Here is a 24,791-nt window from a genome sequence, read left to right on the forward strand (position 1 = left end):
CCCTCGTACTGGATGTACTTGGGCGTTCCGACAACGCGGCGAGTGTGCGTGCCAGGCGTCGCGGGCCAGGCGGGACTTTCGAAACACGCCCTAGATCCGCCCCTCGCGCAGGTGGGTGATGCGGTCGGTCGTGTAGGTGATCGTGCGGGTCATGTGGTGGAGCAGGGTGGTCAGTTCGGTGGTGGTCAGGTCGGTGTAGAGGGGGGTCCAGGTGCCGCCGGCGCGTTCCCAGAGGCGGGTGAACTCGGCGATGCGGTCCGGGACCGGGGTGACCAGGACGCGGCGGCGGTCGGTGGTGTCGCGGTGGCGCACGACGTAGCCCGCCCGTTCCAGGCGGTCCACCAGGCGGGTCGCCGAGCCGGTCGTCAGCCCCGTCAACTCGGCGACCCGCCCCGTCGTCACCGGGTCCGTCTCCAGGGTCAGCAGGTTGAGGCACTGGAGGTCGGTGGGGTGCAGCCCGAGATGGTCGGCGACGGCCTGGTTGAACAGCGTGTACGACGCCATGCAGCGGCGGGAGACGGTGGACAGTTCCGCCAGCAGCCGTGACCGCGTGCCCCCGTCCCCGGTCTCGGCGCCGTCCCCGTCCCCGTCCATGGTCCGCTCCCTCTCGTCCGTGCCGCGCGCGGTCGCGGCGGTCAGAAGGGGTACGCGTCCCCGGTGTCGAGGATCAGCACCCGTGTGCGGTCATTGGTGCGGTCGCGGTCGACGGTGCCGCCGCTCCACACCGTGTCGATCTCCATCGTCACCTCGGTACCGCGCTCCCGCAGCCCCACGTCCAGGGCGATCCGCTCCCCGAACCCGTCGGCGGGCAGCGGCCCCGTCGCGCACACCACGTCCCGCTCGGCGGTGCGGACACAGCCGTCAGGCAGCGTCTGCCGCTCCGCCGGCGGCACCGACCAGCGCAGCCGCACGCTCGCGCCCGGAACCGCGGCCGGCCCCTGGTTGTGCGCGGTGAGCCGGACCTCGATCCGGGCCCCGGCCATCACCGCCGAACCGTGGTAGGCCAGATCGGCCTCGGGTGCCGTGTCCGCCCGCACGGGCTGGGCCGTGGCCACCGCGGCCAGCGCGGCGCCCGACAGGGCCAGCGTCCTCGTTCTGCGCATGCCGCCCACTCCGTACTTCCGCTCCTGTGAACCGATGGACGTACGGATGTATCCCCCGCGCGGCCCGCGGCAGGCGCCGTCCATCAGGTGACAGCGGGCATGACAGGCTGCGCGCATGTCGATCCTGCGCTCCGCAGCCCTCTTTGTCGTCGCCGCGCTCTTCGAGATCGGGGGCGCCTGGCTGGTCTGGCAGGGCGTGCGCGAGCACCGGGGCTGGCTGTGGATCACCGGCGGCGTCCTCGCCCTGGGGGCCTACGGCTTCGTCGCCACCTTCCAGCCCGACGCCCACTTCGGCCGCATCCTGGCCGCGTACGGCGGGATCTTCGTCGCGGGGTCGATCCTGTGGGGCGTGGTCGCCGACGGCTACCGGCCCGACCGCTGGGACGTCACGGGCGCGCTGGTCTGTCTCGCCGGGATGGCCGTGATCATGTGGGCGCCCCGCAGCGGCGGCTGACCGCCCGGACGACGTGTGCCCCTGTCACCTACCCTGGGCGCAGACCGTCGTCCGTACGCCGCCCGAGGAGCATCCATGGCCACCGCCGCACCACCCGCCGCCTCCCGCATCGCCGTCGTCACCGGTGCGAGCAGCGGCATCGGCGCCGCCACGGCCCGCAGGCTCGCGGAGGCGGGGTACCGGGTGGTCGTCACCGCCCGCCGCAAGGACCGTGTCGAGGCGCTGGCCGAGGAGATCACCGCGGCGGGGCACTCGGCGACCGCCTACCAGCTGGACGTCACCGACCGGGCCGCGGTCGACGAGTTCGCGACCGCGTTCAGGACGGTCGGCGTGCTGGTCAACAACGCGGGCGGCGCGCTCGGCGCGGACCCGGTGGCGACCGGCGACCCGGCGGACTGGCGCACGATGTACGAGACGAACGTCATCGGCACCCTCAACCTCACCCAGGCGCTGCTGCCGAAGCTGGACGCGAGCGGCGACGGCACGGTGGTCGTCGTCTCCTCGACGGCGGGGCACGGCACGTACGAGGGCGGTGCGGGGTACGTCGCCGCGAAGCACGGCGCCCATGTGCTCGCGGAGACGCTGCGCCTGGAGATCGTGGGCCGGCCGGTGCGGGTGATCGAGATCGCGCCCGGCATGGTCAGGACCGACGAGTTCGCGCTGACCCGCTTCGGCGGGGACGAGGCGAGGGCGGCGAAGGTGTACGAGGGGGTCGCCGAGCCGCTCACCGCCGACGACGTGGCGCAGACCATCACCTGGGCGGTGACCCGGCCCAGCCATGTCAACGTCGACCTGCTGGTGCTGCGTCCGCGCGCCCAGGCGTCGAACACGAAGGTCCACCGGGAGGTGTGATGACGGAATCCGAGGCGGGGGCCGCCGGCGGTGCTGCCGAGCCGTCCCCGGAGGTCGCGGCGGAGAAGCGCCGGCTGGCCCAGGAGACGAAGAACGAGAGGCAGGTCTGGTACTTCCTCGCGTACTTCCTCTTCGGCATCCACATCGTGGCGTTCGTCATGATCTACGCGGTCCGGCACGGCCACTGAGGGCTTCGCCGTGAGCGGCGCGACGGGTTGTCGGTCGTCCGCGGCCCCGTAGTGGCTGGTCGCGCAGTTCCCCGCACCCTTGGGGGGCGTTCGCTGTGCCCGGAATACGGGGGAGCGGGGGTGTGTTGGGCAGGTATAGTTGAATGGTCAACAAGCCTGGAGGGGTGAGTGAGCATGCAGTTCGGGATCTTCAGCGTCGGGGACGTGACGCCGGACCCGACCACCGGCCGGGCTCCGACGGAGCACGAGCGGATCAAGGCCATGGTCGCGGTCGCGCTGAAGGCCGAGGAGGTCGGCCTGGACGTCTTCGCGACCGGCGAGCACCACAATCCGCCGTTCGTGCCCTCGTCCCCGACCACCCTGCTCGGGTACATCGCCGCGCGGACCGAACGGCTCGTGCTGTCCACCTCCACCACGCTGATCACCACCAACGACCCGGTGAAGATCGCGGAGGACTTCGCGATGCTCCAGCACCTGGCCGACGGCCGGGTCGACCTGATGATGGGCCGCGGCAACACCGGTCCGGTGTACCCGTGGTTCGGGCAGGACATCCGCCAGGGCATCAACCTGGCCATCGAGAACTACGCGCTGCTGCACCGCCTGTGGCGCGAGGACGTGGTGAACTGGGAGGGCAGGTTTCGCTCCCCGTTGCAGGGCTTCACCGCCACGCCCCGCCCGCTGGACGGCGTACCGCCCTTCGTCTGGCACGGCTCCATCCGCTCGCCCGAGATCGCGGAACAGGCCGCGTACTACGGCGACGGCTTCTTCCACAACAACATCTTCTGGCCCGCCGACCACACCAAGCGCATGGTCGAGCTGTACCGGACGCGCTACGCCCACTACGGGCACGGCACCCCGGAGCAGGCGATCGTCGGCCTGGGCGGACAGGTGTTCATGCGGAAGAACTCGCAGGACGCGGTGCGCGAGTTCCGGCCGTACTTCGACAACGCGCCGGTCTACGGGCACGGTCCCTCCCTGGAGGACTTCACCGAGCAGACCCCGCTGACCGTCGGTTCGCCGCAGCAGGTCATCGAGCGGACGCTGGGCTTCCGTGAGTACGCGGGCGACTACCAGCGCCAGCTGTTCCTGATGGACCACGCGGGCCTGCCGCTGAAGACGGTCCTGGAACAGCTCGACCTGCTCGGCGAGGAGGTCGTGCCGGTGCTGCGCGAGGAGTTCGCCAAGGGCCGCCCGGCGGACGTGCCGGACGCACCGACCCACGGTTCCCTGCTCGCCGCCGAGCGGAACGAGGCTTCGGAAGAGGTGGGTGCCGTATGAGGCTCGTCGTCGTCTCGGCGGGGCTGAGCGTGCCGTCGTCCACCCGGCTGCTGGCCGACCGGCTCACCGCCGCCGTCGGCCGGCACGCCCCCGTGGAGGTCCGGGTCGTCGAGCTGCGCGAGCTGGCCGTGGAGATCGCGCACCACTTCACCAACGGCTTCCCCGGCCGGGAGCTCTCCGCCGCGCTGGACGCGGTGGGCCGGGCGGACGGGCTGATCGTGGTCACCCCGGTGTTCACCGCGTCGTACAGCGGACTGTTCAAGTCCTTCTTCGACGTGCTCGACAAGGACGCCCTGGCCGGCAAGCCGGTCCTGGTCGCCGCGACCGGTGGCACCGCCCGCCACTCCCTCGTCCTGGAGCACGCCCTGCGCCCGCTCTTCGCCTACCTGCGGGCGGTGGTCGTCCCGACCGCCGTGTACGCGGCCTCGGAGGACTGGGGCGCGGAGGGACTGCCCGAGCGGATCGACCGGGCGGCGGGGGAGCTGGCCGCGCTGATGACCGCGCTCACGGGGACGGCGGGCGCGGCGGGCGCCGTGAACGGGACCGCGGTGGGCGGGACGGCCGCGGTGGACGGGCGAGGGGGCGCGACGGTGCCCGCGCCCGCCGACGGCGCCCTGAAGGTCGTCCCCTTCGCCGAGCAGCTGGCCCGGCTGGGCGTCGCCGAGGTCTGACCTCCGGCGCACGCGGGACGCCCGGCGGTTGCGTCCGTGACGGTGAGAGCCCGGTAAAAAGGGTGATCGTAGGCCCATTCGTCACGGCCGAACCGCCGGGGGCCTTGGCAGACTGGGTGCGTGCCCCAGACTGTGCTGCTCGCCGAAGACGACCGCGCCATCCGTCACGCCCTGGAGCGGGCGCTGACCCTGGAGGGCTACGCGGTGACCGCGGTCGCCGACGGCGTCGAGGCGCTGGCGCACGCCCACCGCACGGCCCCCGACGTCCTCGTCCTGGACGTGATGATGCCCGGCATCGACGGCCTCCAGGTGTGCCGGGTGCTGCGCGCCGAGGGGGACCGCACGCCGATCCTGATGCTCACCGCGCTGGTGGAGACCGCCGACCGGATCGCCGGACTCGACGCGGGCGCCGACGACTACGTCGTGAAGCCCTTCGACGTCGAGGAGGTCTTCGCACGGCTGCGCGCCCTGCTGCGCCGCACCAGCCCGGTGACCGCCGGGAACACGGGCGCCGCGGCCGAGCCTGCCAAGGGGACGCCGCAGACCCCTGACCGCCAGACCTCCGACCGCCAGGCTCCCGACCGGCAGACCTCCGACCGGCAGGTCGGCGCGGCCGGGCTGCTCATGGACCTCCAGGCCCGCCGGGCCTGGCGCGGCGGGCGCGAGCTGGAGCTGACCCGCACCGAGTTCGAGCTGCTGGAACTGCTGGTGCGCAACGCGGGCATCGTCCTCGACCACTCCACGATCTACGACCGCATCTGGGGCTACGACTTCGGCCCCGGCTCCAAGAACCTCGCCGTGTACGTCGGTTATTTGCGCCGCAAGCTCGACGAACCCGGCGCGCCGCAGCTGATCCACACCGTCCGGGGCGTGGGTTACGTGCTGCGGGAGGACTGAGTGGGCCGCCTGCGGCGGGTGCTCGCCCGGCGCCGGCCCAAGCTGGTCTCCCTGCGGACCACGTTCGCGGTGTCCTTCGCGGCCGTCACCGCCGCCGTCACGATCCTGGTCGGCATCCTGTCGTACGGCGCCGCGGCCCGGCTCGTCCGCGTCGACCAGCAGTCCGTGTTCACGCAGGTCGTGCAGGACGTGCGGGACGAGGTCCGGCAGCACGAGATGGTGCCGGACGACTTCAGCTCCTCCCGGCCGGGGCACGACCTCGTACGGCCCAGCCGCACCGACGTCCAGGTGCTGGGCCCCGGCGGACAGATCGTCGACAACGGCAGTCCGGTGCTGCCCGTCACCGCCGGGGACCGGGCGGTCGCGGGGGCGTCGGAGGCCGGGCGGACCGTGCAGTACGAGCACGTCCGGGTCGGCGAGGACCTGTTCCGGATCGCGACCGTCGCGCTCGGGAACGGGCGGGGCGGGGTGCAGGTCGCGCAGGAGTACAGCGACACCGAGGACCTGCTGCGGGCGCTCCAGCAGCGCACGCTGACGCTGATGGCGGCGGTCGTGGTGGGCGCGGGGCTGTTCGGCTGGTGGCTGGCCCGCCGCATCACCCGGCGGCTGGTGGTGCTCACCTCGGCGGCCGAGGACGTCGCCCGCACCCGGCGGCTGGGCATCGAGGTGCCCGTCGCGGGGCTCGACGAGGTGGGGCGCCTCGGCCGCGCCTTCGACCGGATGCTGGGCCGGCTCGCCCAGTCGGAGGAGGACCAGCGGCGTCTGGTGCAGGACGCCGGGCACGAACTGCGCACGCCACTGACGTCCCTGCGCACGAACATCTCCCTGCTGCGCCGCATCGACGAGCTGCCGCCGGACACCCGGGACGAACTGGTCGCCGACCTCACCCAGGAGGCGCGTGAACTGACCGACCTGGTCAACGAGCTGGTCGATCTCGCGGCCGGGCAGTCGGACGCCGAGCCGCCGCAGCGGGTGGACCTCGCCGACCTCGCCGAGGAGGTGGTGGGCCTCGCCCGGCGGCGCACCGGGCGGGAGATCGTGCTGCGGGCGAGCGGCGACACCACCACGGACGGGCGGCCCGGCATGCTCCAGCGGGCGATGTCCAACCTGGTCGAGAACGCGGCCAAGTTCGACCGGGGCGGCACCGCGCCCATCGAGGTCGACGTCACCGGGCCGACCCGGCCGGGGACCGTGCGCGTCGAGGTCCGCGACCGCGGACCCGGCATCGCCGACGGCGACCTCGTGCGGATCTTCGACCGCTTCTACCGCGCCGCCGACGCCCGCGCGCAGCCCGGCTCCGGCCTCGGCCTGTCCATCGTCCGGGAGGTGGCCACGTCCCACGGCGGCGCCCCCTTCGCCTTCTGCCGGGAGGGCGGCGGCTCGGTGATCGGCTTCACCGTGGGCGGCGTACTCTCGGATCCCTGGCGCCGGCGGTGACGTGCCGTCCGACGACGCGGCCCGAGGTCAGTCCCGCTCGGGTGTCTCGCGGTGGGCCGTCACCAGGTGCCAGATGAGGTTGCCGAGGGACGCGCCCGCCGCCACCACCGCCACGATCACCCCGCCCGTGGCGAGGCCGTCGCTGAACAGATGCGGGCGGCGGTCCAGGCTGTGGAGGCCGAAGCCGCACAGCTCGTAGACCCCGACGCCCGCGATGACGAGGCTCACCACCAGGACCGCGACCGTGGGCGCGAGTCCCGCCCCGGTCACCGGCACGTCCGTACGGGGCTGGGGCGCCTTCTGCGCTTCGGTGCCGTGCATGATCCCCCCGTGAGCGGACGTGTGGCGGTGGACGGTCGGAAACCCACGATACGGAGGCTCCGGGGGCGGTACGCCCGCAGGCGTCGGGGGTGTCGTCACCATGCCCCGATGCCCATGAGCAGGACGTGCAGGTCGTGGGCGGCCTCGGTCGTGGTCAGCGTCGCCGCCGCGAGCACCGCGGCGGTCGCCGCCGTCAGCCCCGGATGCCGGCGGAGCGGCGGGGCGAGCAGCGCGGCCACCCGGCGCGGGACCGGGCCCGCCTTGGTCAGGGGGCCCCGGCCGAGGATGCCCAGGGCCGCGTCCGTGAGGCGGGTCAGCGGCGGTCGGCGGTGGCTCGCCAGGGCCGCCCGGCCCACCGCGTGCGCCACCCGCCGGCGGTCGCCCGTGCCCGCCGCCGCGTTCTCGTCCGCCCAGCGCTCGATCGTGTAGCCGACCGCACTGGCGTACGGCCGCAGCAACGGGTTGGCGGCGGCGCCCAGTTGGGCCAGCGTGACGAAGGCGTAGTGGTGCGCGGCCAGATGGGCCCGCTCGTGCGCCAGCAGGATCTCGTGCTCGCCCTCGGGCAGCGCGTCGAGCATGCCCCGGGAGACCACGACCCGGCCGGGCAGTCCGGGCAGCGCGTACGCGTCGGGGGCCGCGTCCTCCACGACCACCAGCCCGTCGTGCGCGGGCATGCACGCCGCGTCGAGCGTGGCCGCGGTCAGGGTGCGGGCCCGCCGCCACAGCATCCGGGCGACCGTCACCAGCGCCGCGACCAGCAGTGGCCCGGCGGCCAGGGCGACGGCCCCGCGCGCCGGGTCGGCGTCCCGGGCGCCGCTCGCCGACCAGTGCCCGAGCCCCGCCAGCAGCGGCAGGCGGACCAGCCCGGCGGCGGCCAGCAGCCCCAGGGAGATCGTGGTCGCCGTGCCCAGCACCAGTGAGGACACGGTGAGCAGCCAGGTGGCCAGCCGCGGTTCGCAGCGCTCGGTCAGCGGGCGGGCGCCGAGCGGGGCGAGCAGCGACAGCAGCAGTGGTACGTAGACGGCGATGCGCATGGGCCGTACCCCCTATCGTCCGGACGGTCGGCCGGACGCCGGTCCGCCGGGGTCCAGGTCGGGACCGAGCAACTGGCGCAGCAGGTCGGCGTCGGCGCCGGAGAGCTCGTCGGCGAACCGGGCGAGCACCGCCTCGCGGTCGGGGCGGCCCTCCAGGACCGTCCGCATGCGGCGCGCGGCGAAGCCGGCGTCGTCCGTCACGGGCGAGTAGGCGTAGGCCCGGCCGCGTGCGACCCGGCTGAGCAGGCCCTTGGTGTGCATACGGGTCAGGATCGTCACCACGCTGCTGTACGTCAGCTCGCCGTCGAGGCGTGCGGCGACCTCGCCGGGGGTCAGCGCGGTGCCGGCCCCTTGGAGCAGGTCGAGGAGCTGGCTCTCGCGGACGCCGTTCGCCCGCTTGGGGCCGCGGCCCGGTGCGTCGGCTGTCATGCGGTCGCTGTTCTCCCGGTCGTCCGTCGGCGCCCGTGCCGATCGCCTGCCCTGCACGATCTTTTACGCGCGTGTAGATGGTTTGCCGTCCCCGAGTGTGCCACCTGGGTGCCCCCGAGCGCCAACAGCCGTCGATGGTGCCGATGTAACGCCTGCTACATTTTCGAGTGTGTCGAAGTCTGGAACGCCGGGGCGCTGGCTCGTCCTCGTGATCAAGGTGCCCGCGGAGCCCACCCGGCACCGGGTGGCCGTCTGGCGCGAGCTGCGCAAGATCGGCGCGCTCTCGCTCGGGCAGGGCGTGTGGGCCGTACCGGACGTGCCGGTCTTCGCCGACGGGGTGGCGCGGGCCGTCGCGCTCGCCGAGCAGGCCGACGGCCAGGCCGTCACGCTCACCGCCGCGGGGCGCGGGCCCGAGGACGCCGCGCGCTTCCAGGCCCTGTTCACGGCGGAGCGGTCCGCCGAGTGGGGCGAATTCCTCGCCGACTGCGGCAAGTTCGAGGAGGAACTGGCGAAGGAGATCCGCATCGCCAAGTTCACCCTCGCCGAACTGGAGGAGGAGGAACAGTCCCTGGAACGCCTGCGCCGCTGGCACCGGGACCTCACCGTCCGCGACGTCTTCGGCGCCCCGCGGGCCCCCGAGGCCGCCCGCCGCCTCAGGGAGTGCGCGGCGGCCTGCGAGGACTACGCCAACCGCGTCTTCGCCGCCCTGCACGGGGCACCGGGGGAGGGGTCGTGACACCGGCGGTGGCGCGGGCCGCGACCGCGACTCCGGCGACGACTCGGACCGTGCCGGTGGCTCGGGCCGTGACCCCAACTTGGGCCGTGACGGTGGTTCGGGCTGTGACCGCGACTCCGGCGGTGCCGGTGGCTCGGGCCGTGCCGGTGGCTCGGGCCGTGACCGCGGTTCGGGCCGTGACCGTGGTTTCGGCCGCGACCGCGACGCCGGCCCCGACCGCGACAGCCCCGACTTCGGCTCTTGCCTCGACCTCGACCTCGGCCCTGGCCCCGACCTCGGCCCCGACCCCGACCTCGGCCCTGGCCCCGGCCCTGGCCCCGACCCCGACCCTGGCCCTTGTCCCGGTCCCGGCCCCGGCTCTTGCCCCGGCCTCGACCCTGGCCGTGACTTCGGTCGTAGGCAAGGGGCTTTGGGCGGTGTCCCGCTGGACACCGGCGGGCGGGCCATGACCGAGGCCGCTCCTGCTCGTGTCATGTGGCCGCTGTACGCCGCCGGGTTCACCACCGCCTTCGGGGCGCACGGGATCGCCGCGAACCTCGGCGGTTTCTCCTCCGACGGCGTGACGTCCCTGCTGGTCCTGGGCGGGTTGCTCGCGCTGTACGACGGCGCCGAGGTCGTGCTCAAGCCCGTGTTCGGGGCCCTCGCCGACCGGGTCGGCGCCCGTCCCGTGCTGCTCGGCGGACTCGTCGGCTTCGCCCTCGCCTCCGCGCTGTACGCCCTCGACGGCAGCCCCGGCCTGCTGTGGGCCGCCCGGCTCGGCCAGGGCGCCGCCGCCTCCGCGTTCTCACCGGCCGCCTCCGCGCTCGTCGCCCGCCTCAACCCCGCCGCCGAGCGCGGCCGGGCCTTCGGCGGCTACGGCTTCCACAAGTCCGTCGGCTACACCCTCGGCCCCCTCCTCGGCGGAGTCCTCGTGTGGGCCGGCGGACTGCGCCTGCTGTTCGCGGTCCTCGCCGTCCTCGGCGCGGCCGTCGCCTGCTGGGCCGCCCTCGCGGTGCCCGCCGTGCCCCCGCTGCCCAGGACCCGGCAGACCGTCCTCGACCTCGCCCGCGCGCTCGCCGACCCGGCCTTCCTCGTGCCCACCGCCGCCCTGGCCGGTGCGACCGCCGCGCTCTCCGTCGGCGTCGGCTTCCTGCCCGTCACCGGCCGGGCCGCCGGCCTCGGCCCGGTCGCCACCGGCGCCGCCGTGTCCGTGCTCGCCGCCTGCGCCGCGCTCGTCCAGCCGAGGGCGGGCCGCGCCCTCGACGAGGGCCGCCTCACCCTGCGCGGCGGCCTCACGGCCGGACTGCTGCTCACGGCCGCCGGTCTCGGCTGCGCCACGCTGCCCGGCCTCGCGGGTGTCCTCACCGCGGCCGTCCTCACCGGTGCGGGCACCGGCCTGATCACCCCGCTCGGCTTCGCCGCCCTCGCCGCGTCCACCCCCGCCGAACGCCTCGGCCGGACCATGGGCAGCGCCGAACTCGGCCGTGAACTCGGCGACGCCGGCGGCCCGTTGCTGGTCGCGGGGGTCGCCACGCTCGCCTCACTGCCGTACGGGTACACGACGCTCGCCGTCCTGCTGGCCGTGGGCCCGCTGGCCGGACTCGTCCGCCGCCGCGGGGAGGCGTGAGAAGGGAAGGGCGAGGCGTGAGGTGTAAGGGGCACGGAAGACCGGTGCACATCCGGGTTTCCCTGCCCCACCATCACCCCGACCCCCACTGTTCACCGGTCCTTTGCAGACTCCTGGCGTCCCGAACATCCCTGCGGTACGCGGGAGTTGAACATGAGTCACGGTCACAGACACGACCACGGGCACCATCACCAGCACGACCACGGCGACGGCGGGCACACCTCGCTGCCGCCCGCGCTCGACCTGTCCGTCCCGGACGAGGAGCTGACCCCCGGCCAGCTCTCCCGCCGGTCCATGCTGCGCCGCACCGGTCTGCTCGGCGCAGGACTCGCCGCGGGCGGGGTGCTCGCCGGCTCCGGCCAGGCCGCGGCGTCCCCGCACCCGGCCTCCGCGCACGGCGGCCGCTCCGGCGGCTACCTGTGGCTGGCGGGCGACCACCACATCCACACCCAGTACAGCAACGACGCCAAGTACCGCGTCATCGACCACGTACGCCAGGCGAACGCGCACGGCCTGGACTGGATGGTCATCACCGACCACGGCAGCGAACAGCACGCCAGGATCGGTGTGGAGAAGGTCAACCCCGACATCGTCGCCGCCCGCGACCGGGTCGAGGACACCCTGGTCTTCCAGGGCCTGGAGTGGAACATCCCGGCCGCCGAGCACGGCACGGTGTTCGTCCACCCCGGCCGGAACGAGGTCGCCGTCCTCAAGGAGTTCGAGAACTCCTTCGACGGCTCCGTGAAGAACGCCGGCGCGGGCACCGCGGCCAACGAGGCGCTCGCCATCGCCGGCTTCGGCTTCCTCGCCGAGCAGAAGCGCCGCCGCACCATCCAGGACGTGCTGTTCCTGGCCAACCACCCCGCCCGCAAGGGCATCGACTCGCCGCACGAGATCCGCGGCTGGCGCGACGCCCAGCCGGACATCGCCGTCGGCATGGAGGGCGCCCCCGGTCACCAGGCCGGCGGTCTGCCCGCCCCGAAGGGCCCGGGCGGCGCGCGCGGCATCTACGACAACGGCCCGAGCGCCGACTCGTTCGTCGGCTACCCGCTGGAGAGCTACCGCACCTGGGGCGGCTTCGACTGGATGACCGCCACGGTCGGCGGTCTGTGGGACAGCCTGCTCGCCGAGGGCAAGCCGTGGTGGATCACCGCCAACTCCGACTCCCACAACGTGTACGCCGACAGTTCGGTGCGCGGCCCGAACAGCGACTTCAACACCAACGGCCGTTACGACGACCCGGTGTACGGCGGCGGTCCGAGCCTCACGGACACGGACTTCTGGCCGGGCCAGTACAGCCGCACGCACGTGGGCGCCGCCTCCTTCTCGTACAAGGCGGTCATGGACGGCATCCGGGCCGGCCGGGTCTGGGTGGACCACGGCGGGCTCATCAGCGGGCTGGACGCGCGGCTGCGGTCGAACGGGCGCGAGGTGACGCTCGGCGGCTCGCTGCACGTGCGGCGCGGCAGCAACGTCGACCTCGTCGTCGAGATCGGCCTGGCCAACGGGCCCAACTGGTCGCAGTTCGTGCCGAAGCTGGCGCGCGTGGACGTCATCCAGGGCGACGTCACGGGCCGGGTCGCCGACAAGGACGTCTTCACCACGCCCAGCACCAGGGTCGTGAAGTCCTTCGAGGTCGACAGGGCCACCGGCAGCGTCCGGCTGACGTACGGCCTGGGCCGGGTGGACCGCCCGGTCTACCTGCGGCTGCGCGGCACCGACGGCAACCGGTCCGCGGTGGGGCTGCGCGGCAGGGCCGTCGACCCGGCGGGTCCGGCGATCGACGTGGTCGGCGACGCCGATCCGTGGAAGGACCTGTGGTTCTACTCCAACCCCATGTGGGTCCTGCCCGCATGAGCCTGTTCCCCGACGTGTCCGGCGTCCGCACCGTCATCGGTGTGGACGCCGGCACGGTGAGCCTGCGGGAGGCCGACCACCTCGCCCACGCCCTCGCGGACCACCTCGCCCTCCCCGCCACCGCGCTCGTCTGCACCCACCTCCTGCGCACCCCCGACCGCCGCGGCACGACCCTGACGCTGACCCTCCCCGACGAGCGTTCGGCCGAGACCACGTGGCACCGCGTCGTAGAACTGACCGCCCGGACACCCCTACCGCAGGGCGCGGGGTCCGCCCCCGCTCCCGCCCCCGCTCCCGTGTTGTCGCCGGAGTTCGGGGCCGTGTTCCGGGAGGTCTCCCTCGGGGACCCCGCGGCGGTCGAGGGCGCTGCCGTCGGTGTGGGGGAGGCCGTCGGGCGGGTGGCCGGGCGGGCCGTGGTGTTTCCGGGGGTCGGCCGCCTCACCGGCACGGTGACCGTCGCCGACGTGCTCGCGCTCAGCGCCGTCGAACGGGTCGTCGTCCTCGGCACGCCCGAGGAGGACGGCGGCCCCGACCCCGCCACCCCCGTCCTCACCCGTGAGCACGTACGCCCCGAGTGGCGCGACGGCCGGCTGACCCTCGCCCTCGTCCCGGCCGTCGGCGGCGCCCTCGCCCCCTTCGAGGTTCCCGACCCCACGCCCTGCTGCGCCGATCACGCCTGAACGGACGGACTCCTTCCGGGGGGTGACGTCAGGAGTGGCGCCCGTGCCATCCTGGTGCGGCTGTGGCGGGTCTGCTCCCTGGGACGATGGCTGATCTTCGCCGGTGGACGGCCGAGGAGCCACTGGACCTCGTCCGCTTATCGGCCAGGCGGAAAGTGACTGATTGTCGCCGGACCGACTGGTCTGTCCCTCCGTGCAATTGCCTGGTGGGCAGGCCGGTGTCCGTGCGGCGTTGAACCCTGTTCAACCCTGAGCGGTTTCTCTCCGTAGCATGTCCGGGTGCGGGCAAGTGGCTGTCTTTATCGCACTGTTGCACCTTGGTGCAAGATGCCGTGTTTCAGTCAACCTACGAAGGTGATCTTGGCTGAGATGGATCGATAAGTAGACAATTATTCGGGCGTCAGCCTGGGGCGATGAACCACTGCCCGATGAACGACCTCGGGTTCCGGCCGGAACCGGAGGCAGCGTGCTGGAGGGGTTGTGGAACGCTATTTCACCAGCGGATGGCACGAGAACCTGCGGCTCCGCGTACGGGAGTTCGCCGAGCGGGAGGTACGTCCGCGAATAGCGGAGATGGAAGCGTCACGGGCCGTGGCCCACGAACTGTCGGTGCTCATCGCCCGGCAGGGCTGGATCGGCGTGACCATCGGCCGGCAGTACGGCGGCATGGGTGCCGGGCACCTGGCCAAAACCATCATCATCGAGGAACTCGCCCGGGTCTGCGGGGCGATGGGAGCCATGGTGCAGGCGTCCCAGCTCGGAGTGGCGAAAATCGTCCACTTCGGCAGCGAGATGCAGAAGCGGCAGTGGCTGCCCCGCATCGCCGCGGGCGCCTGCCTGCCGACGATCGCGGTCACCGAGCCCGAGTCGGGCGGCCATGTCCTCGGCATGGGCAGCACCGCCGTCCGTGACGGCGACGACTACATCCTCAACGGCCGCAAGGTCTTCGTCGGCAACAGCCACGTCGGCGACGTCCACGGTGTCGTCGTCCGCACCGGAGAGGGCTCCAAGGGGCTGTCGGCCTTCCTCGTCGAATCCGACCGACCCGGCTTCTCCCTGGCCCCCCACCGGCCCGCCATGGGCCTGCACGGGTTCAGCTTCGGAGAACTGATCTTCGACAACTGCCGGGTGCCCGCCGCCAACCGGCTCGGCGCCGAGGGGGACGGCCTCGCCGTCGCCTACTCGTCGAGCGTGCTGTACGGCAGGCCCAACCTCACCGCCGTCTCCCTCGGCATCCACCAGGCCGCCTTCGAGGAGGCGACCGCCCTGTGCATCGAGCGCGAGCGCTACGGCGCCCCCCTCGGCGCCCTCAACAGCGTCAAGCTCAAGCTCGGCAGGATGAAGTCACGGCTGATGACGGCCCGCTTGGCCGCCTACCACGCCGTACACCTGCTCGACCAGGGGCTGCCGTGCGACGCGGAACTGATGAACGCCAAGTTCCTCAACCACGAGTCGGCCGTCGATTCCGCCCGCGAGGCGATGGAACTCCACGCCGCGAGCGGCCTGTTCACCGACCGCCCGGTCGAGCGCTATCTGCGCGACGCCCATCACATCTACGCCCCCGCGGGCACCTCGGACATCCAACTGCTCAGGCTGGGCGAGGTCGCCCTCGGCACCGACAGGAACCAGTGGTCAGAGCGGCTGTCGGGCGTGGTGCGGACCGTGCCCCAGCAGCGCCGCGAGTGGCTGGAGACGGCCGGTCACGCGGGCTGAACCGGCACGGCGGGCACCACGGGCCCGGAACAACGGGCACCACGGGCCCGGAACAACGGGAGCCACGGACACAGCGTCGTGCCCGCGGCTCCCCGACAGAGCCGACCCCCGGCCGGCCACGGCTCGGCTCAGATGCCGCGCCGCTCCTCCATGTCATGGATCTTCTCGACCAGTTGCTGCGCCATCTGCTTGATGGTCGCCAGACCCTCGCGGCCCCACGGGTGGGTGTCCGTGTCCACGACGCAGATCGTGCCGAGGGCCATGCCGGTCTTCCAGTCGATCAGCGGGGCGCCCATGTACGAGCGGATGCCGATCTCGTCGACGACCCGGTTGCCCGCGAACCGCGGGTAGTCGCAGACGTCCTCCAGGACCAGGGCCTTCTTGCGCACGACGACGTGCGGGCAGTACCCCTGGTCGCGCGTCATCGTCCGGCCGACCTGCTGCTGTTGCTGGGGCGCCGCCTCCAGCGCGACCCCGGGCCGGCCCGCGGCGTACAGACCGGCGAAGTACTGCCTGTTCTCGTCGATGAAGTTGACCATCGAGAACGGGGCACCGGTGACCTGCGCCAGGTTCCGGGCGAAGTCGTCGAACTCCGGGACGGGGGTGTCGCCGAAGCCGAGTTCGCGCAGCCGGGCCACCCGGGCCGGGGCGTCCCGGTCCTCGGGCGTGAGCAGCAGATGGCTCGTCGGGTCGTACGACACGGGAGCGTTGTAGGGAACCGGGGCTGACATGCAGGCTCCAATCGGTCGCGCTGGGCCGGGGCTCAGCGCAACGGGTTAAGCTCCGCGGGCGAAGTCCCGGGAGACGAGGCAAGCAGATGCTGGACGAGTGAGATCAGCACGCCAGTACCGGAGTTGCACTGCCGCGCGTCGCACATCACGACGGGTACGTCGGGCTTGAGATCGAGGGCGGCGCGTACCTCGTCGGCCTCGTAGCGGTAGGCGCCGTCGAACTCGTTGACGGCCACGATGAACTGGATGCCGCGCCGCTCGAAGAAGTCGACGGCGGCGAAGCAGTGGTCGAGCCGGCGGGTGTCCGCGAGGACCACCGCGCCGAGCGCCCCGTTGGACAGCTCGTCCCACATGAACCAGAACCGTTCCTGCCCGGGCGTGCCGAACAGGTACAGCACGTGGTCCTTGTCCAGCGTGATGCGGCCGAAGTCCATCGCCACGGTCGTGGTCGACTTGTCCTCGATGCCGACCAGGCTGTCCGTGCGGGCGCTGACCGAGGTCAGCAGCTCCTCGGTGCTCAGCGGCTCGATCTCGCTGACGGCGCCGACGAACGTGGTCTTGCCGACCCCGAAGCCTCCGGCGATGAGGATCTTCAGAGCGGTGGGGAACGGATCAGAGCCGTTTGCGAAGGCCATGCAGCACCGCCTCCAGGAGGGTTCGGTCGGTCGGGGAGGCCGCCTCGACGGCACGCGGTGAGCGCTTGGCCAGCGCCTGATGCGTCTCGAGGTCGGAGAGCAGGACTTTGGTGATGACCGCGGGCAGCCGCAGGTGCGCGGCGACCTCGGCGACCGAGACCGGCGCGTCGCACAGGGCGAGCACCTGGTCGTAGTCGGGGCCGAGGTAGGTCTGCGGCTGGACGCCGGTGGCCATCACCAGGGTGAGCAGGTCGAAGTGCGACGTCGGACGGGTGCGCCCGTTACTGACGGTGTACGGCCGTACTAAGCGCCCCGCCTCGTCGTCGAGCCACGACCCGTCCTCGGTGTCCGACATGCTCAGCGCCCCGGATCCATCGACGAACCGGCGGCTCCTTGCCGGACCGGCGTGGCGAGGTAGGGGCGCACGCTCTTGACGAGCATCGCCATCTCGTAGCCGAGCACGGCGGCGTCGGCCTCGCGGTCCGCCAGCACGGCCAGGCACGCGCCGGAGCCCGCGGCGCACACGAACAGCAGGGCGGTGTCCAGCTCGACCACCACCTGCCGTACGTCGGCGCCCTGGGCGAACTGCATGCCCGCGCTGCGGGCGAGCGAGTGGAGACCGGACGCCAGGGCGGCCAGGTGTTCCGCCTCCGTGGAGGTCTCCAGCCCGTCGAAGGCCTTGGCCAGTCCGTCGGAGGACAGCAACAGGGCACTGCGGGTGTAGGGGACCCGTTGTACGAGCCCGGCCAGGAGCCAGTCCAGGTTCTTCGGCTGGCCGGCATGCATGTCGCTCACGAGGGGTTCTTCTCCTTGCTGCAAGTAATAACGGAGCCTGCGGTCAGCGAGAGCTGTCGGCGGGAGGCTCGTCGGGTTCGTTGTCGGCGAGGCTGACTCCGCGCCGGAACATGGCCATCAGTCCCGGATCGTGCTCGACCTCCTGGTCGTCGTCCCGGCGGGGGACGGGGCCGTCACGCAGCTCCGGCACCAGGTTCTCCTGGGCGCGGCGCTGGGGGAGCCTGGGCCGGTCGTCCTCCCGTGCGCTCCCGCCGTACCCGAGCCCCCCGGCGGAGGGTACAGCCGGGGCCGCCGCGGGAGGAGCCGTGGCCAAAGGTGCGGCGGGGGCCGCGACTTGGGTGCCGTGACCGCCCGGGGCGTGCGGGGGCGCGGGCGGCGCCGCCGGGGCGGACGCGGACCGGACGGGCGGCAGCGGCTGCCGCAGGGGCGGGCTCGCCGGGGCGGCCGCGGGGTGGGCCGGAGCACCGGCCGGAGCGGTGGTCCGCGCGGGCGGCACGGCCTGGTACTGCTGGGCCTGGTGCGTCTGCGGGGCCGGGGCGATCTGAGCGGCGGGGCGGGGTGCCTCGACGGGGGCCTGCGCGGCGGGCTGGACGGCGTCGGCGGGCGGCTCGTCACCGATGAGCGCGCGCGGGATGACCAGGACGGCCTGGACACCGCCGTAGATGTTGCTCTGGAGGCGCACCGCGATGCCGTGCCGGCGGGCCAGCGCGGAGACCACGTACAGACCGATGCGGCCGTCGGCCAGCAGCTTGCTGAGGTCGATGTGGTCCGGCTCGGCGAGCAGCGTGTTGATGCGGTCCTGCTCCGCGGCGGGCATGCCGAGACCGCGGTCCTCGACCTCCACGGCGAGCCCGGCGGTGACGCGCTGGGCGCGCAGCAGCACCTGGGTGTGCGGGTCGGAGAAGATCGTCGCGTTCTCCACCAGCTCGGCGAGCAGGTGGATGACGTCGGCGACGGCGTGGCCGCGCAGGGTTCCCTCGATCGGGGGGACCAGCTTGACCCGGGAGTAGTGCTCGACCTCGGCGATCGAGGAGCGCAGCACCTCGGTCAGGGTCACCGGGCGGGTCCACTGCCGACGGGAGACCGAACCGCCGAGGACGGCGACGTTCTCCGCGTGGCGGCGGATGCGGGTGGCGAGGTGGTCGACGTGGAACAGGCCCTTGAGCAGCTCCGGGTCCTCGACCTCGTTCTCCAGCTGGTCGAGCATGTTGATCGCGCGGTGCACCAGGGACTGCAGGCGCCGGGCGAGGTTGACGAAGACCTCGACCTTCTCCTCGCTGTCCTGCGCGGAGGGGCGCGGGGCCTGCGCGGCCTGCGCCAGCACGGTGCGCGCCTGCCACATGCCGACGCCGATCTCGTAGCCGAGGCGGCCGAGCGAGTCGGTGAGCGCGGGCGCGGGCTGGGTGAACGGCACCGGCTCGACCGGCTCGCCCTGCTCCACGCGGCGCAGGACGTCCTGGAGGTCGGCCTGGCCCGCGGCGACGGCCTGGCGCAGCACGGCGTACTGCCGCGCGGTGCCGCGGCTCTCCCGGCGGCCGGCGATCACGGCACCGACCAGTACGCCGCAGCCGAGGACGGCGGCGCTGGTGAGCACGGCCCAGGTGGCGGCGTCGGCGGTGCCCTCCTGGCTGAGCAGGACGAACAGGACGACGGCGGCGGCCAGTGCGGCCATGAGCGCCGCGGGGAGCACGGCGAGGCGGATCACATGCGAACGAATGGCCGAATCCAGCGGTGCGTCGTGCGTCGGAGGACGGGCGTGTCTGTTCCGCGCCGAGCCCGTCGCCGGGACCCGATCGGGTTCCGAACGCACTGCATAGGGCGGAGTTTCGGGCATCGGAGTCCTCTCGATCAAGGAGCTGGGACACACGGCGCGCAGCGCGAAGCAACCGTCAACTCCGGTACGGAATCAGACAGTTAATAGGACAGCCACCCTACGCCACGCTCCCCCCTGTGACGTAATCGCACCGGGACAAAGGGAACGTACTGGCCTGCGGAAACGATTCGGTAGGGGTGTTCGGCGGGGTGCGTACCTCGCGGATGGCGTAAACGGGGCATCACAATCAGCCGCAAATACGCCGTACGGACGATGTGCACCATGGTGGCGGGAAACGGGCGATGTGCGGCTATGGGCGCGTCGTTTGGGGCGGTTTGGGGGATGGGGGTCCGGCGGTCCGCCGGCCGAACCGGGGTGACCGACCGGTGTGGGTGTGGGGGGCGAGGTGGGGAGGAGTTGTGCGGGATGGGGACGGATGCGGCGATGTGAACCACGAACCGAACACGTTCACACCACGCGGCCCGGCCCCACCACATGGCTGGTACTGCTCGCTCCCACCACCACTTCCTCCCCCTGCCGGACGCCGGATACCACGACGTCGGGGGCCCGGTGAACACACAAAGGGCGGAGCCCGAAAGCTCCGCCCGAACCTCGTGAGACCTCAGCTCACGGCCACACCAGGCAGTACGGCTGGTGGCCTGCCTCGTGGAGGCGGTGGCTGAAGTCCTGCCACTCGTGCAGCGATTGGGGGTGGGAGGGGGCTGACCTGGGGTTTCGCGAGGAAATGTGCGCTGACCTGTTGAAACCCCTCCCGGTAGTTCTCATGGGTCAACGCCGTTTCCCGGGCTCATGTGCCCTGGATGTGCCCTCACTTGCGCTTCCGCAGCGCGGCCCACCACTTGGAAGCGACCGGGGAGGCTGTACGTCTTGGGCTCGTTCGGCGCATGGCCTCAGTTGTTGGGCGCGTTGTTCCACGGCTGGCGGAGATTTCTTTCTCGGTCCACTGTCTGGCCCACACGACAGTGTTGTTACGAATCCAGTAATGGGACTTGCACGGGAAGCTCCAGTTCCCGATCGAGGGGTGCAGGGAGATCGCGACTCCGTCGAAGGTCAGCTTCCATTCCCGAGGCGCGAGGGGGGTGACGACCTCGTACCCGCAGCCGCAGCAGCACAGGTGGGTGACCAGGGCGTAGCGGATGGAGATGTACACCATGCCCTGGTCCAACTGTTCAGGAAAGCAGTCGACAAACACATGTGTGATCCGAGTGCCCGTCACCCCATGTCCTCGTTGGTGAGGACATTCCCGTCCAATTGGTAGACGCTGTGGTGTTCGCGCTCGAGGTCGACGTAGAAACCGTAGACCTTCTTGAACCTCACGACGGCGAGCGAGGCGTTCATCGCGTTCAGCTCGGCGATCTGGATGTTGCTGGCGTACGCGTTGTCCTCGTCCGAGTCGACGAAGGGGATTCGCTGCCGTTCATGGACGTGGCTGCGCTGGCCGGGAACGCTGGTGGTTACCCGTAGCAGTCCCGTCAGGGAGGTGTCGCTTACGAGGACGCCCATGCCCACGTCGATGAAGCGGATGTCGTACTCCTCGAGTCGGCCGACCAGTGGACGCTTGATCGCACCCTTGTCGAGCGCGAGGAACACGAAGTCCATCCCGCGCAGTTCCTCGATGGACGTCTCGTCCACGAACATCGGATGAGGGACGATGCCGGTCCGCATCTTTCCGTAGAGGTCCGCGTAGTAGTCGACCTTCAGCGGCGCCCCCTGCAGTTCCTCTTCGGAGGGCGCACCAGGTGCGCGGAAGGCGTTGTGTTGAAGGAAGCGGTCGCCGTCAAACAGATGGATCCGTGCCACCGGGGTCTTGGCGAGCAGATCAAGGATGTACGCACCGGTTCCGCCCAGACCGACGATCGCCACGTTCTCGACCGCGGCCAGACGCTGAGTGACGGCACCGATGCCGGCCCGGCTGGACGCCGTGTCGGCGTAGCGGAAGACGGAGCCCTGCGGCTCGGACGGCACCACTCTGTACGTCTGCGCCGTTGCGTCTGGATCCAGTGTGTGGGCCGGGGAGGAAAGGATCGCCACGTACGCGGTGATCTTCTCGTAGTAGTCGGCGTACACGCCCGTGCCGACCGGCTTGCTGGAGAACATGCACGTTGTCTGCACGCCTGCCAGCACGTCGTTGGTAGTCGAGTTGATGATTTTCCTCAGCGGCTCGCCAGTGCCATCGCACGGTGCGCCGCCGCTGAAGTGGACCGTGTGGGTGGCCGGGGTCGTGGTGACGTCGCCGGCCAACGTCAGCTCCGACACCAGGACTCCAAATTGCACCGTGCGGTCCGCTGCCACGTACGGGACATGGTGGACGAGCAGGTGGCCGTCCTTCACTTCGACCTCGAAGCCCTCGTCCTGGAGGCGCTTCAGGTCGGGGCTACGACTTGTCAGTGGCGACAACGGTGAACACCGTCCCGTTCTTGATCTCGACGCTCTCGCCAGCACTCAGGGTGCCGTCGGCGGGCTTCTGGTGGGCGTGCCGGAAGCTGACCGTGATGAAGACGTTCGGACCCGACGGGACCGGGTCGAAGGCCAGCCGGACCACCTCCTCGAAGGCCAAGGTGTCCTTGTGGACGGTCTTCTCGCGCGCATTCACGACGATCTTGTAGTCGCGCTGGTGGGCGCCGGGGGTAACGGAGACGTCAGGCATCTCGGCTCCTCTCATCAGTTTCATTGAATCCAGTGAAACCGTACCACGGGTCACCGCAGCCGCACGCGACACGCCTGAACGGGTGACACCCGTTTCCCGGGCGGTGCCCCTGGCATCCTGGTCTGTCGTGCTACTCGAACTCGTCGGACGCCACCCGCTGCTCCGCGCTGACCTGGTTCTCCACCGCCACCCCGGCGAGCCCCTCACCATCGACGCCACACGGCTGCAGTTCATCAGCCCACTCGACCTCACCGCCGTATCCGCACTCGCCCAGGCTGCTTCTGTCATGTCCGGCGAGAGTGTGCTGCGTCTCCCCTCCGATCCTCGTGTCGCCTCCTACTTGCAGCGGATGGACCTCCTCGCCCAGCTTCCCGAGGGCGCCACGGTCGTCGGAGCCGTTCCGTTCGACGACCGGCGTGACCATCGCGCGACTCTCCTTGAGACCACTCTCTTGACCCCGGACACCGCCGACGACGTAGGTGAGCGCATAGGTCTTCTCGCGGTTGCCAACCTTGGTGCGTCCCCGGGTGCTCAGGTTGCCCGCAGCGTCGGTGAGCTGATCGACAATGCCGTCAGTCATGGGTGCGGCCCTGGTGGTGCCTATATAGCTGCCCAGACGTACACCGGAAAGACCACTGGAACCCGTCGCCTGGAAGTAGCCATCTGCGACAACGGCATCGGGGTCCTCGCCCATCTGAGCCGAAACCCCGACCACGCCGACTTGGCGGACAGTGAAACTGCAATCCGTAGGGCCCTCCGCCGTGGCATCAGCGGTACTGGGGAAGGCCGTGGCAATGGGCTGCCCGACCTGCTTAGTCAGGCCGGCGGTACCGGCCCAACCCGGCTCGTCCTGCGAAGTGGGCACGGGCTGGTGCGGGCCGCCAGACATCTCGCGGGGGCACCTGCCGTGCGCGGCTTCACCACGGGGATGCCCGTGGACGGCACCTGGGCATGGCTGAGAGTCTCATTTGCGCCGTAACCTCACTATGCTTCAATGTGTTCAATGAAAACGACGAGGCAAGGAATGAGCACCTTCCCCGTACTGCCCTACGGCGAGTTCCTCTTTACGCGCGCCGCAGGGGCGGCAGCGCGAGCCGACCTGGAAGGGCAGCTGCGGCAGTCTGACGCCCTGCCCATGCTGACGATCGACTTCGCCGGCGTCATTGCGATGACCAACAGCTTCGCGGACGAGTTCCTCGGCAAGTTCTACACGCTTCTCCCGGCTGAAGGTCATGCCGTGGAAGCCGTGCAGCTTGCAGGATTGAACGAGGAGACCCGGGACGCAGTCACCGTGTGTCTGCAAAGGCGCAAACAGTTTGCCGTGGATGCCGAGAGTCACACCCTCCTAGGGGATGCAGAAGTCCTGACCGACACCTATGAGAGCGCCCGCAAACTCAGTGCCTTCCGCGCGGCTGAGCTTGCCGATGAACTGCACATCTCCTTGTCCAACGCGAACAATCGGCTCAAGCGACTCCTCGAAGCGGGAGCGCTCCGGCGTGAACGTTCCGTGGGCCCTGACCGAGGCGGCAAGGAATTCATCTACAGCGTGCCTGCCTTCTGAGGGGCAACTGGGCCTTCGCCCACTCGTGCAGGCTCAGTGCTGTGCCGGTACGCCAAACTTGTCCAGGAGTCAGCGCTGTTGATCTCCAAGCCGTGCGTGGACGCCGTTCGTGCGGGACCGGCCGCCAGCTGTGGCCTGAGACTCTTACGAGTGCCTCCTGGGCGCTGGCTTCGACAGCCGCCTCATCAAATCCTGAGATCCAGGCAGTTCAGGCGAAGGCGAGGGAGCGGAACTCGTTGCGGACGCGGGTGAGTGGTTCGCGGTCCCGGCTGTAGTAGAGCTTGTTGGTGAACAGAGTTGCCCAGCGGTCCTTCCTGGGGGAGAGCCACATGCCGGTGCCTGTGAAGCCGTAGTGCACCCAGACGTCGTCGGTTTCCGGTGTCGTGCCTGGTGCGGGGTGCCAGAACAGGCCCCGAGGCGGCGTCAGTTCCCCGGTATGGATCTGGAGAGATTCCTTGATCCAGTCCGTGCCGAATCCGGGTGATGCGTTCATCTTGTTCGGATCGAGGAGATAGCGCAGGAACGCCGCGACGTCGTCGAGGACCGAGAATGCTCCCGCGATGCCGCACACCCCGTCGAGCAGGCGGGCGGAGAAGTCGTGGGCGAGCCCCTTGAGATGGGTTCCTGTGCTGTCGTCGAGTTCGGTCGGTGCGCAGCGGGCCGTCACATCGGGACTCAACGGGCCGAAGCAGGTCTGTGTCATGCCCAGGGGATGCCAGACGCGGTTGGCTGCGAGCGCGTCGAGCCGTTGACCGGAGAGGTATTCGGCAAGGTAGCCGAGGATGAGGGCGGCGCGGTCGGTGTATTCCACGGCCTCACCTGGCTGGCGGTGCAGGGCTTCACGGAGGACGCCGTCGCGGACGTCCTGCGGGTCGGTGCCGTACAGGTTCTTGAGGTTGGCCCGAAGAGGGACGCCGGCGGTGTGCGTGAGCAGGCGGCGTGCGGTCACCTGCGCCAGCGGATATCCGCTCATTTCAGGCCACAAGTCCCCAAGTGGCGCGTCGAGTTGGAGTTTCCCGTCCTCGACGAGGCTGCCGATCGTCGACCATACCGCGAGGATCTTGGTGAGGCTGGCTACGTCGAAGACCGTGTCGCGCCGCATCGGCTCATCGGGCCGTTCGGGATCCAGGACGCCTGTGCTGCCGCTGGCCTGGGTTCCTCGGCTGTCACCGACGGCCCACACGGCGCCCGGGTAGATCTTGTCGCGTGCGCCGTCGTGGAGGAGTTGGTGGATGCGGTCGGTGTCGAGGTCGAGCGCCATGGTCTCCCGATCGATCGTAGGCCGTGAGATGTCCCAGTGGTCAGCGTAGTGAGGCGGCCGGTACGGAACCG

The 24,791-nt window shown here is 71.2% G+C and carries 28 protein-coding genes; 13 read left to right on the forward strand and 15 right to left on the reverse strand.

Annotated features, from left to right (window positions below):
• Positions 1 to 90: 90 nt before the first annotated feature.
• Positions 91 to 594: a helix-turn-helix domain-containing protein gene (locus AB0F77_RS38165; protein WP_361957843.1), complete on the reverse strand. Its 504-nt coding sequence runs from the start codon at positions 592 to 594 to the stop codon at positions 91 to 93.
• Between the two features lie 41 nt (positions 595 to 635).
• Complete coding sequence (locus AB0F77_RS38170; protein ID WP_361957846.1) at positions 636 to 1,103, reverse strand: hypothetical protein; 468 nt, start codon at positions 1,101 to 1,103, stop codon at positions 636 to 638.
• A 115-nt stretch (positions 1,104 to 1,218) separates the two neighbouring features.
• Between AB0F77_RS38170 and AB0F77_RS38175 the strand changes: the two genes are divergently transcribed.
• From AB0F77_RS38175 to AB0F77_RS38205, 7 genes are all read left to right on the forward strand, one after another.
• The gene (locus AB0F77_RS38175) at positions 1,219 to 1,557 is read left to right on the forward strand and encodes a YnfA family protein (protein WP_361957849.1); all 339 of its coding nucleotides are present in this window, start codon (positions 1,219 to 1,221) and stop codon (positions 1,555 to 1,557) included.
• Between the two features lie 75 nt (positions 1,558 to 1,632).
• Entirely contained in the window at positions 1,633 to 2,409 is a 777-nt protein-coding gene (locus tag AB0F77_RS38180; protein ID WP_361957852.1) for an SDR family NAD(P)-dependent oxidoreductase, read from the forward strand.
• Entirely contained in the window at positions 2,409 to 2,597 is a 189-nt protein-coding gene (locus tag AB0F77_RS38185) for a hypothetical protein (protein WP_361957855.1), read from the forward strand. The genes AB0F77_RS38180 and AB0F77_RS38185 overlap by 1 nt, the downstream gene beginning before the upstream one ends.
• A gap of 174 nt (positions 2,598 to 2,771) precedes the next feature.
• The gene (locus AB0F77_RS38190; RefSeq protein ID WP_361957985.1) at positions 2,772 to 3,875 is read left to right on the forward strand and encodes an LLM class flavin-dependent oxidoreductase; all 1,104 of its coding nucleotides are present in this window, start codon (positions 2,772 to 2,774) and stop codon (positions 3,873 to 3,875) included.
• Positions 3,872 to 4,546 (forward strand): FMN reductase, encoded by a 675-nt coding sequence (locus tag AB0F77_RS38195; RefSeq protein ID WP_361957858.1) that lies wholly within the window; start codon positions 3,872 to 3,874, stop codon positions 4,544 to 4,546. Before AB0F77_RS38190 ends, AB0F77_RS38195 begins: the two co-directional genes overlap by 4 nt.
• Before the next feature lie 120 nt (positions 4,547 to 4,666).
• Positions 4,667 to 5,443 (forward strand): response regulator transcription factor, encoded by a 777-nt coding sequence (locus AB0F77_RS38200; protein WP_361957861.1) that lies wholly within the window; start codon positions 4,667 to 4,669, stop codon positions 5,441 to 5,443.
• Positions 5,444 to 6,880 carry a HAMP domain-containing sensor histidine kinase gene (locus AB0F77_RS38205; protein ID WP_361957864.1) on the forward strand — a complete coding sequence of 479 codons (1,437 nt, stop codon included), beginning with the start codon at positions 5,444 to 5,446 and terminating at the stop codon, positions 6,878 to 6,880. It begins immediately after the preceding gene.
• A 27-nt stretch (positions 6,881 to 6,907) separates the two neighbouring features.
• Here the strand turns inward: AB0F77_RS38205 and AB0F77_RS38210 are convergent, their stop codons facing one another.
• The 3 genes from AB0F77_RS38210 to AB0F77_RS38220 form a co-directional block, all read right to left on the reverse strand.
• On the reverse strand, positions 6,908 to 7,201 hold the full coding sequence (locus AB0F77_RS38210) for a hypothetical protein (RefSeq protein ID WP_361957867.1): 294 nt from the start codon (positions 7,199 to 7,201) through the stop codon (positions 6,908 to 6,910).
• A gap of 95 nt (positions 7,202 to 7,296) precedes the next feature.
• Complete coding sequence (locus AB0F77_RS38215; protein WP_361957870.1) at positions 7,297 to 8,235, reverse strand: M48 family metalloprotease; 939 nt, start codon at positions 8,233 to 8,235, stop codon at positions 7,297 to 7,299.
• Between the two features lie 12 nt (positions 8,236 to 8,247).
• On the reverse strand, positions 8,248 to 8,664 hold the full coding sequence (locus AB0F77_RS38220; protein ID WP_361957873.1) for a BlaI/MecI/CopY family transcriptional regulator: 417 nt from the start codon (positions 8,662 to 8,664) through the stop codon (positions 8,248 to 8,250).
• Positions 8,665 to 8,833: 169 nt separating this feature from the next.
• Here AB0F77_RS38220 and AB0F77_RS38225 point away from each other — a divergent pair, with 169 nt between their 5' ends.
• The 5 genes from AB0F77_RS38225 to AB0F77_RS38245 all read left to right on the forward strand — a co-directional run bounded on the left by AB0F77_RS38225 (position 8,834) and on the right by AB0F77_RS38245 (position 15,256).
• The gene (locus tag AB0F77_RS38225) at positions 8,834 to 9,400 is read left to right on the forward strand and encodes a Chromate resistance protein ChrB (protein ID WP_361957876.1); all 567 of its coding nucleotides are present in this window, start codon (positions 8,834 to 8,836) and stop codon (positions 9,398 to 9,400) included.
• Positions 9,401 to 9,872: 472 nt separating this feature from the next.
• Positions 9,873 to 11,006 (forward strand): MFS transporter, encoded by a 1,134-nt coding sequence (locus AB0F77_RS38230; protein ID WP_361957988.1) that lies wholly within the window; start codon positions 9,873 to 9,875, stop codon positions 11,004 to 11,006.
• Positions 11,007 to 11,159: 153 nt separating this feature from the next.
• Positions 11,160 to 12,863 (forward strand): PHP domain-containing protein, encoded by a 1,704-nt coding sequence (locus AB0F77_RS38235; protein ID WP_361957879.1) that lies wholly within the window; start codon positions 11,160 to 11,162, stop codon positions 12,861 to 12,863.
• Positions 12,860 to 13,543 carry a hypothetical protein gene (locus tag AB0F77_RS38240; protein WP_361957882.1) on the forward strand — a complete coding sequence of 228 codons (684 nt, stop codon included), beginning with the start codon at positions 12,860 to 12,862 and terminating at the stop codon, positions 13,541 to 13,543. Before AB0F77_RS38235 ends, AB0F77_RS38240 begins: the two co-directional genes overlap by 4 nt.
• Before the next feature lie 480 nt (positions 13,544 to 14,023).
• On the forward strand, positions 14,024 to 15,256 hold the full coding sequence (locus tag AB0F77_RS38245; RefSeq protein ID WP_361957885.1) for an acyl-CoA dehydrogenase family protein: 1,233 nt from the start codon (positions 14,024 to 14,026) through the stop codon (positions 15,254 to 15,256).
• Between the two features lie 128 nt (positions 15,257 to 15,384).
• Here the strand turns inward: AB0F77_RS38245 and AB0F77_RS38250 are convergent, their stop codons facing one another.
• From AB0F77_RS38250 to AB0F77_RS38290, 9 genes are all read right to left on the reverse strand, one after another.
• The gene (locus AB0F77_RS38250) at positions 15,385 to 15,987 is read right to left on the reverse strand and encodes a GAF domain-containing protein (protein WP_361957887.1); all 603 of its coding nucleotides are present in this window, start codon (positions 15,985 to 15,987) and stop codon (positions 15,385 to 15,387) included.
• Positions 15,988 to 16,019: 32 nt separating this feature from the next.
• Positions 16,020 to 16,622, reverse strand: a complete 603-nt coding sequence (locus AB0F77_RS38255; protein WP_361957890.1) for an ATP/GTP-binding protein — start codon at positions 16,620 to 16,622, stop codon at positions 16,020 to 16,022.
• Positions 16,600 to 16,977 (reverse strand): DUF742 domain-containing protein, encoded by a 378-nt coding sequence (locus AB0F77_RS38260; RefSeq protein ID WP_361957892.1) that lies wholly within the window; start codon positions 16,975 to 16,977, stop codon positions 16,600 to 16,602. Before AB0F77_RS38260 ends, AB0F77_RS38255 begins: the two co-directional genes overlap by 23 nt.
• Before the next feature lie 2 nt (positions 16,978 to 16,979).
• On the reverse strand, positions 16,980 to 17,408 hold the full coding sequence (locus AB0F77_RS38265) for a roadblock/LC7 domain-containing protein (protein ID WP_361957991.1): 429 nt from the start codon (positions 17,406 to 17,408) through the stop codon (positions 16,980 to 16,982).
• A gap of 52 nt (positions 17,409 to 17,460) precedes the next feature.
• The gene (locus AB0F77_RS38270; RefSeq protein ID WP_361957895.1) at positions 17,461 to 19,122 is read right to left on the reverse strand and encodes an ATP-binding protein; all 1,662 of its coding nucleotides are present in this window, start codon (positions 19,120 to 19,122) and stop codon (positions 17,461 to 17,463) included.
• A 937-nt stretch (positions 19,123 to 20,059) separates the two neighbouring features.
• Positions 20,060 to 20,404: a DUF6527 family protein gene (locus AB0F77_RS38275; protein WP_361957994.1), complete on the reverse strand. Its 345-nt coding sequence runs from the start codon at positions 20,402 to 20,404 to the stop codon at positions 20,060 to 20,062.
• A gap of 59 nt (positions 20,405 to 20,463) precedes the next feature.
• Positions 20,464 to 21,648, reverse strand: coding sequence for a ThiF family adenylyltransferase (locus tag AB0F77_RS38280; RefSeq protein ID WP_361957898.1), 1,185 nt, complete (start codon positions 21,646 to 21,648; stop codon positions 20,464 to 20,466).
• Entirely contained in the window at positions 21,626 to 21,898 is a 273-nt protein-coding gene (locus AB0F77_RS38285; protein WP_361957901.1) for a multiubiquitin domain-containing protein, read from the reverse strand. The genes AB0F77_RS38280 and AB0F77_RS38285 overlap by 23 nt, the downstream gene beginning before the upstream one ends.
• A 130-nt stretch (positions 21,899 to 22,028) precedes the next feature.
• The gene (locus AB0F77_RS38290; RefSeq protein WP_361957904.1) at positions 22,029 to 22,592 is read right to left on the reverse strand and encodes a hypothetical protein; all 564 of its coding nucleotides are present in this window, start codon (positions 22,590 to 22,592) and stop codon (positions 22,029 to 22,031) included.
• A 330-nt stretch (positions 22,593 to 22,922) separates the two neighbouring features.
• Between AB0F77_RS38290 and AB0F77_RS38295 the strand changes: the two genes are divergently transcribed.
• Positions 22,923 to 23,459: a winged helix-turn-helix transcriptional regulator gene (locus AB0F77_RS38295; protein WP_361957907.1), complete on the forward strand. Its 537-nt coding sequence runs from the start codon at positions 22,923 to 22,925 to the stop codon at positions 23,457 to 23,459.
• 208 nt (positions 23,460 to 23,667) lie between these two features.
• Here the strand turns inward: AB0F77_RS38295 and AB0F77_RS38300 are convergent, their stop codons facing one another.
• Positions 23,668 to 24,720 carry a serine hydrolase domain-containing protein gene (locus AB0F77_RS38300; RefSeq protein WP_361957910.1) on the reverse strand — a complete coding sequence of 351 codons (1,053 nt, stop codon included), beginning with the start codon at positions 24,718 to 24,720 and terminating at the stop codon, positions 23,668 to 23,670.
• Positions 24,721 to 24,791: the final 71 nt, after the last annotated feature.

The organism is Streptomyces sp. NPDC026672 (genome assembly GCF_040638185.1).
Lineage (GTDB): Bacteria > Actinomycetota > Actinomycetes > Streptomycetales > Streptomycetaceae > Streptomyces.

Excerpts from the sequence above, each read along its gene's own strand:
- AB0F77_RS38165 (WP_361957843.1), bottom strand. The coding sequence starts at position 594 with ATGGACGGGGACGGGGACGGCGCCGAGACCGGGGACGGGGGCACGCGG.
- AB0F77_RS38170 (WP_361957846.1), bottom strand. The coding sequence starts at position 1,103 with ATGCGCAGAACGAGGACGCTGGCCCTGTCGGGCGCCGCGCTGGCCGCG.
- AB0F77_RS38175 (WP_361957849.1), top strand. The coding sequence starts at position 1,219 with ATGTCGATCCTGCGCTCCGCAGCCCTCTTTGTCGTCGCCGCGCTCTTC.
- AB0F77_RS38180 (WP_361957852.1), top strand. The coding sequence starts at position 1,633 with ATGGCCACCGCCGCACCACCCGCCGCCTCCCGCATCGCCGTCGTCACC.
- AB0F77_RS38185 (WP_361957855.1), top strand. The coding sequence starts at position 2,409 with ATGACGGAATCCGAGGCGGGGGCCGCCGGCGGTGCTGCCGAGCCGTCC.
- AB0F77_RS38190 (WP_361957985.1), top strand. The coding sequence starts at position 2,772 with ATGCAGTTCGGGATCTTCAGCGTCGGGGACGTGACGCCGGACCCGACC.
- AB0F77_RS38195 (WP_361957858.1), top strand. The coding sequence starts at position 3,872 with ATGAGGCTCGTCGTCGTCTCGGCGGGGCTGAGCGTGCCGTCGTCCACC.
- AB0F77_RS38210 (WP_361957867.1), bottom strand. The coding sequence starts at position 7,201 with ATGCACGGCACCGAAGCGCAGAAGGCGCCCCAGCCCCGTACGGACGTG.
- AB0F77_RS38215 (WP_361957870.1), bottom strand. The coding sequence starts at position 8,235 with ATGCGCATCGCCGTCTACGTACCACTGCTGCTGTCGCTGCTCGCCCCG.
- AB0F77_RS38220 (WP_361957873.1), bottom strand. The coding sequence starts at position 8,664 with ATGACAGCCGACGCACCGGGCCGCGGCCCCAAGCGGGCGAACGGCGTC.
- AB0F77_RS38230 (WP_361957988.1), top strand. The coding sequence starts at position 9,873 with ATGTGGCCGCTGTACGCCGCCGGGTTCACCACCGCCTTCGGGGCGCAC.
- AB0F77_RS38235 (WP_361957879.1), top strand. The coding sequence starts at position 11,160 with ATGAGTCACGGTCACAGACACGACCACGGGCACCATCACCAGCACGAC.
- AB0F77_RS38240 (WP_361957882.1), top strand. The coding sequence starts at position 12,860 with ATGAGCCTGTTCCCCGACGTGTCCGGCGTCCGCACCGTCATCGGTGTG.
- AB0F77_RS38250 (WP_361957887.1), bottom strand. The coding sequence starts at position 15,987 with ATGTCAGCCCCGGTTCCCTACAACGCTCCCGTGTCGTACGACCCGACG.
- AB0F77_RS38255 (WP_361957890.1), bottom strand. The coding sequence starts at position 16,622 with ATGGCCTTCGCAAACGGCTCTGATCCGTTCCCCACCGCTCTGAAGATC.
- AB0F77_RS38260 (WP_361957892.1), bottom strand. The coding sequence starts at position 16,977 with ATGTCGGACACCGAGGACGGGTCGTGGCTCGACGACGAGGCGGGGCGC.
- AB0F77_RS38265 (WP_361957991.1), bottom strand. The coding sequence starts at position 17,408 with ATGCATGCCGGCCAGCCGAAGAACCTGGACTGGCTCCTGGCCGGGCTC.
- AB0F77_RS38275 (WP_361957994.1), bottom strand. The coding sequence starts at position 20,404 with ATGGTGTACATCTCCATCCGCTACGCCCTGGTCACCCACCTGTGCTGC.
- AB0F77_RS38285 (WP_361957901.1), bottom strand. The coding sequence starts at position 21,898 with ATGCCTGACGTCTCCGTTACCCCCGGCGCCCACCAGCGCGACTACAAG.
- AB0F77_RS38290 (WP_361957904.1), bottom strand. The coding sequence starts at position 22,592 with ATGGGCGAGGACCCCGATGCCGTTGTCGCAGATGGCTACTTCCAGGCG.
- AB0F77_RS38295 (WP_361957907.1), top strand. The coding sequence starts at position 22,923 with ATGAGCACCTTCCCCGTACTGCCCTACGGCGAGTTCCTCTTTACGCGC.
- AB0F77_RS38300 (WP_361957910.1), bottom strand. The coding sequence starts at position 24,720 with ATGGCGCTCGACCTCGACACCGACCGCATCCACCAACTCCTCCACGAC.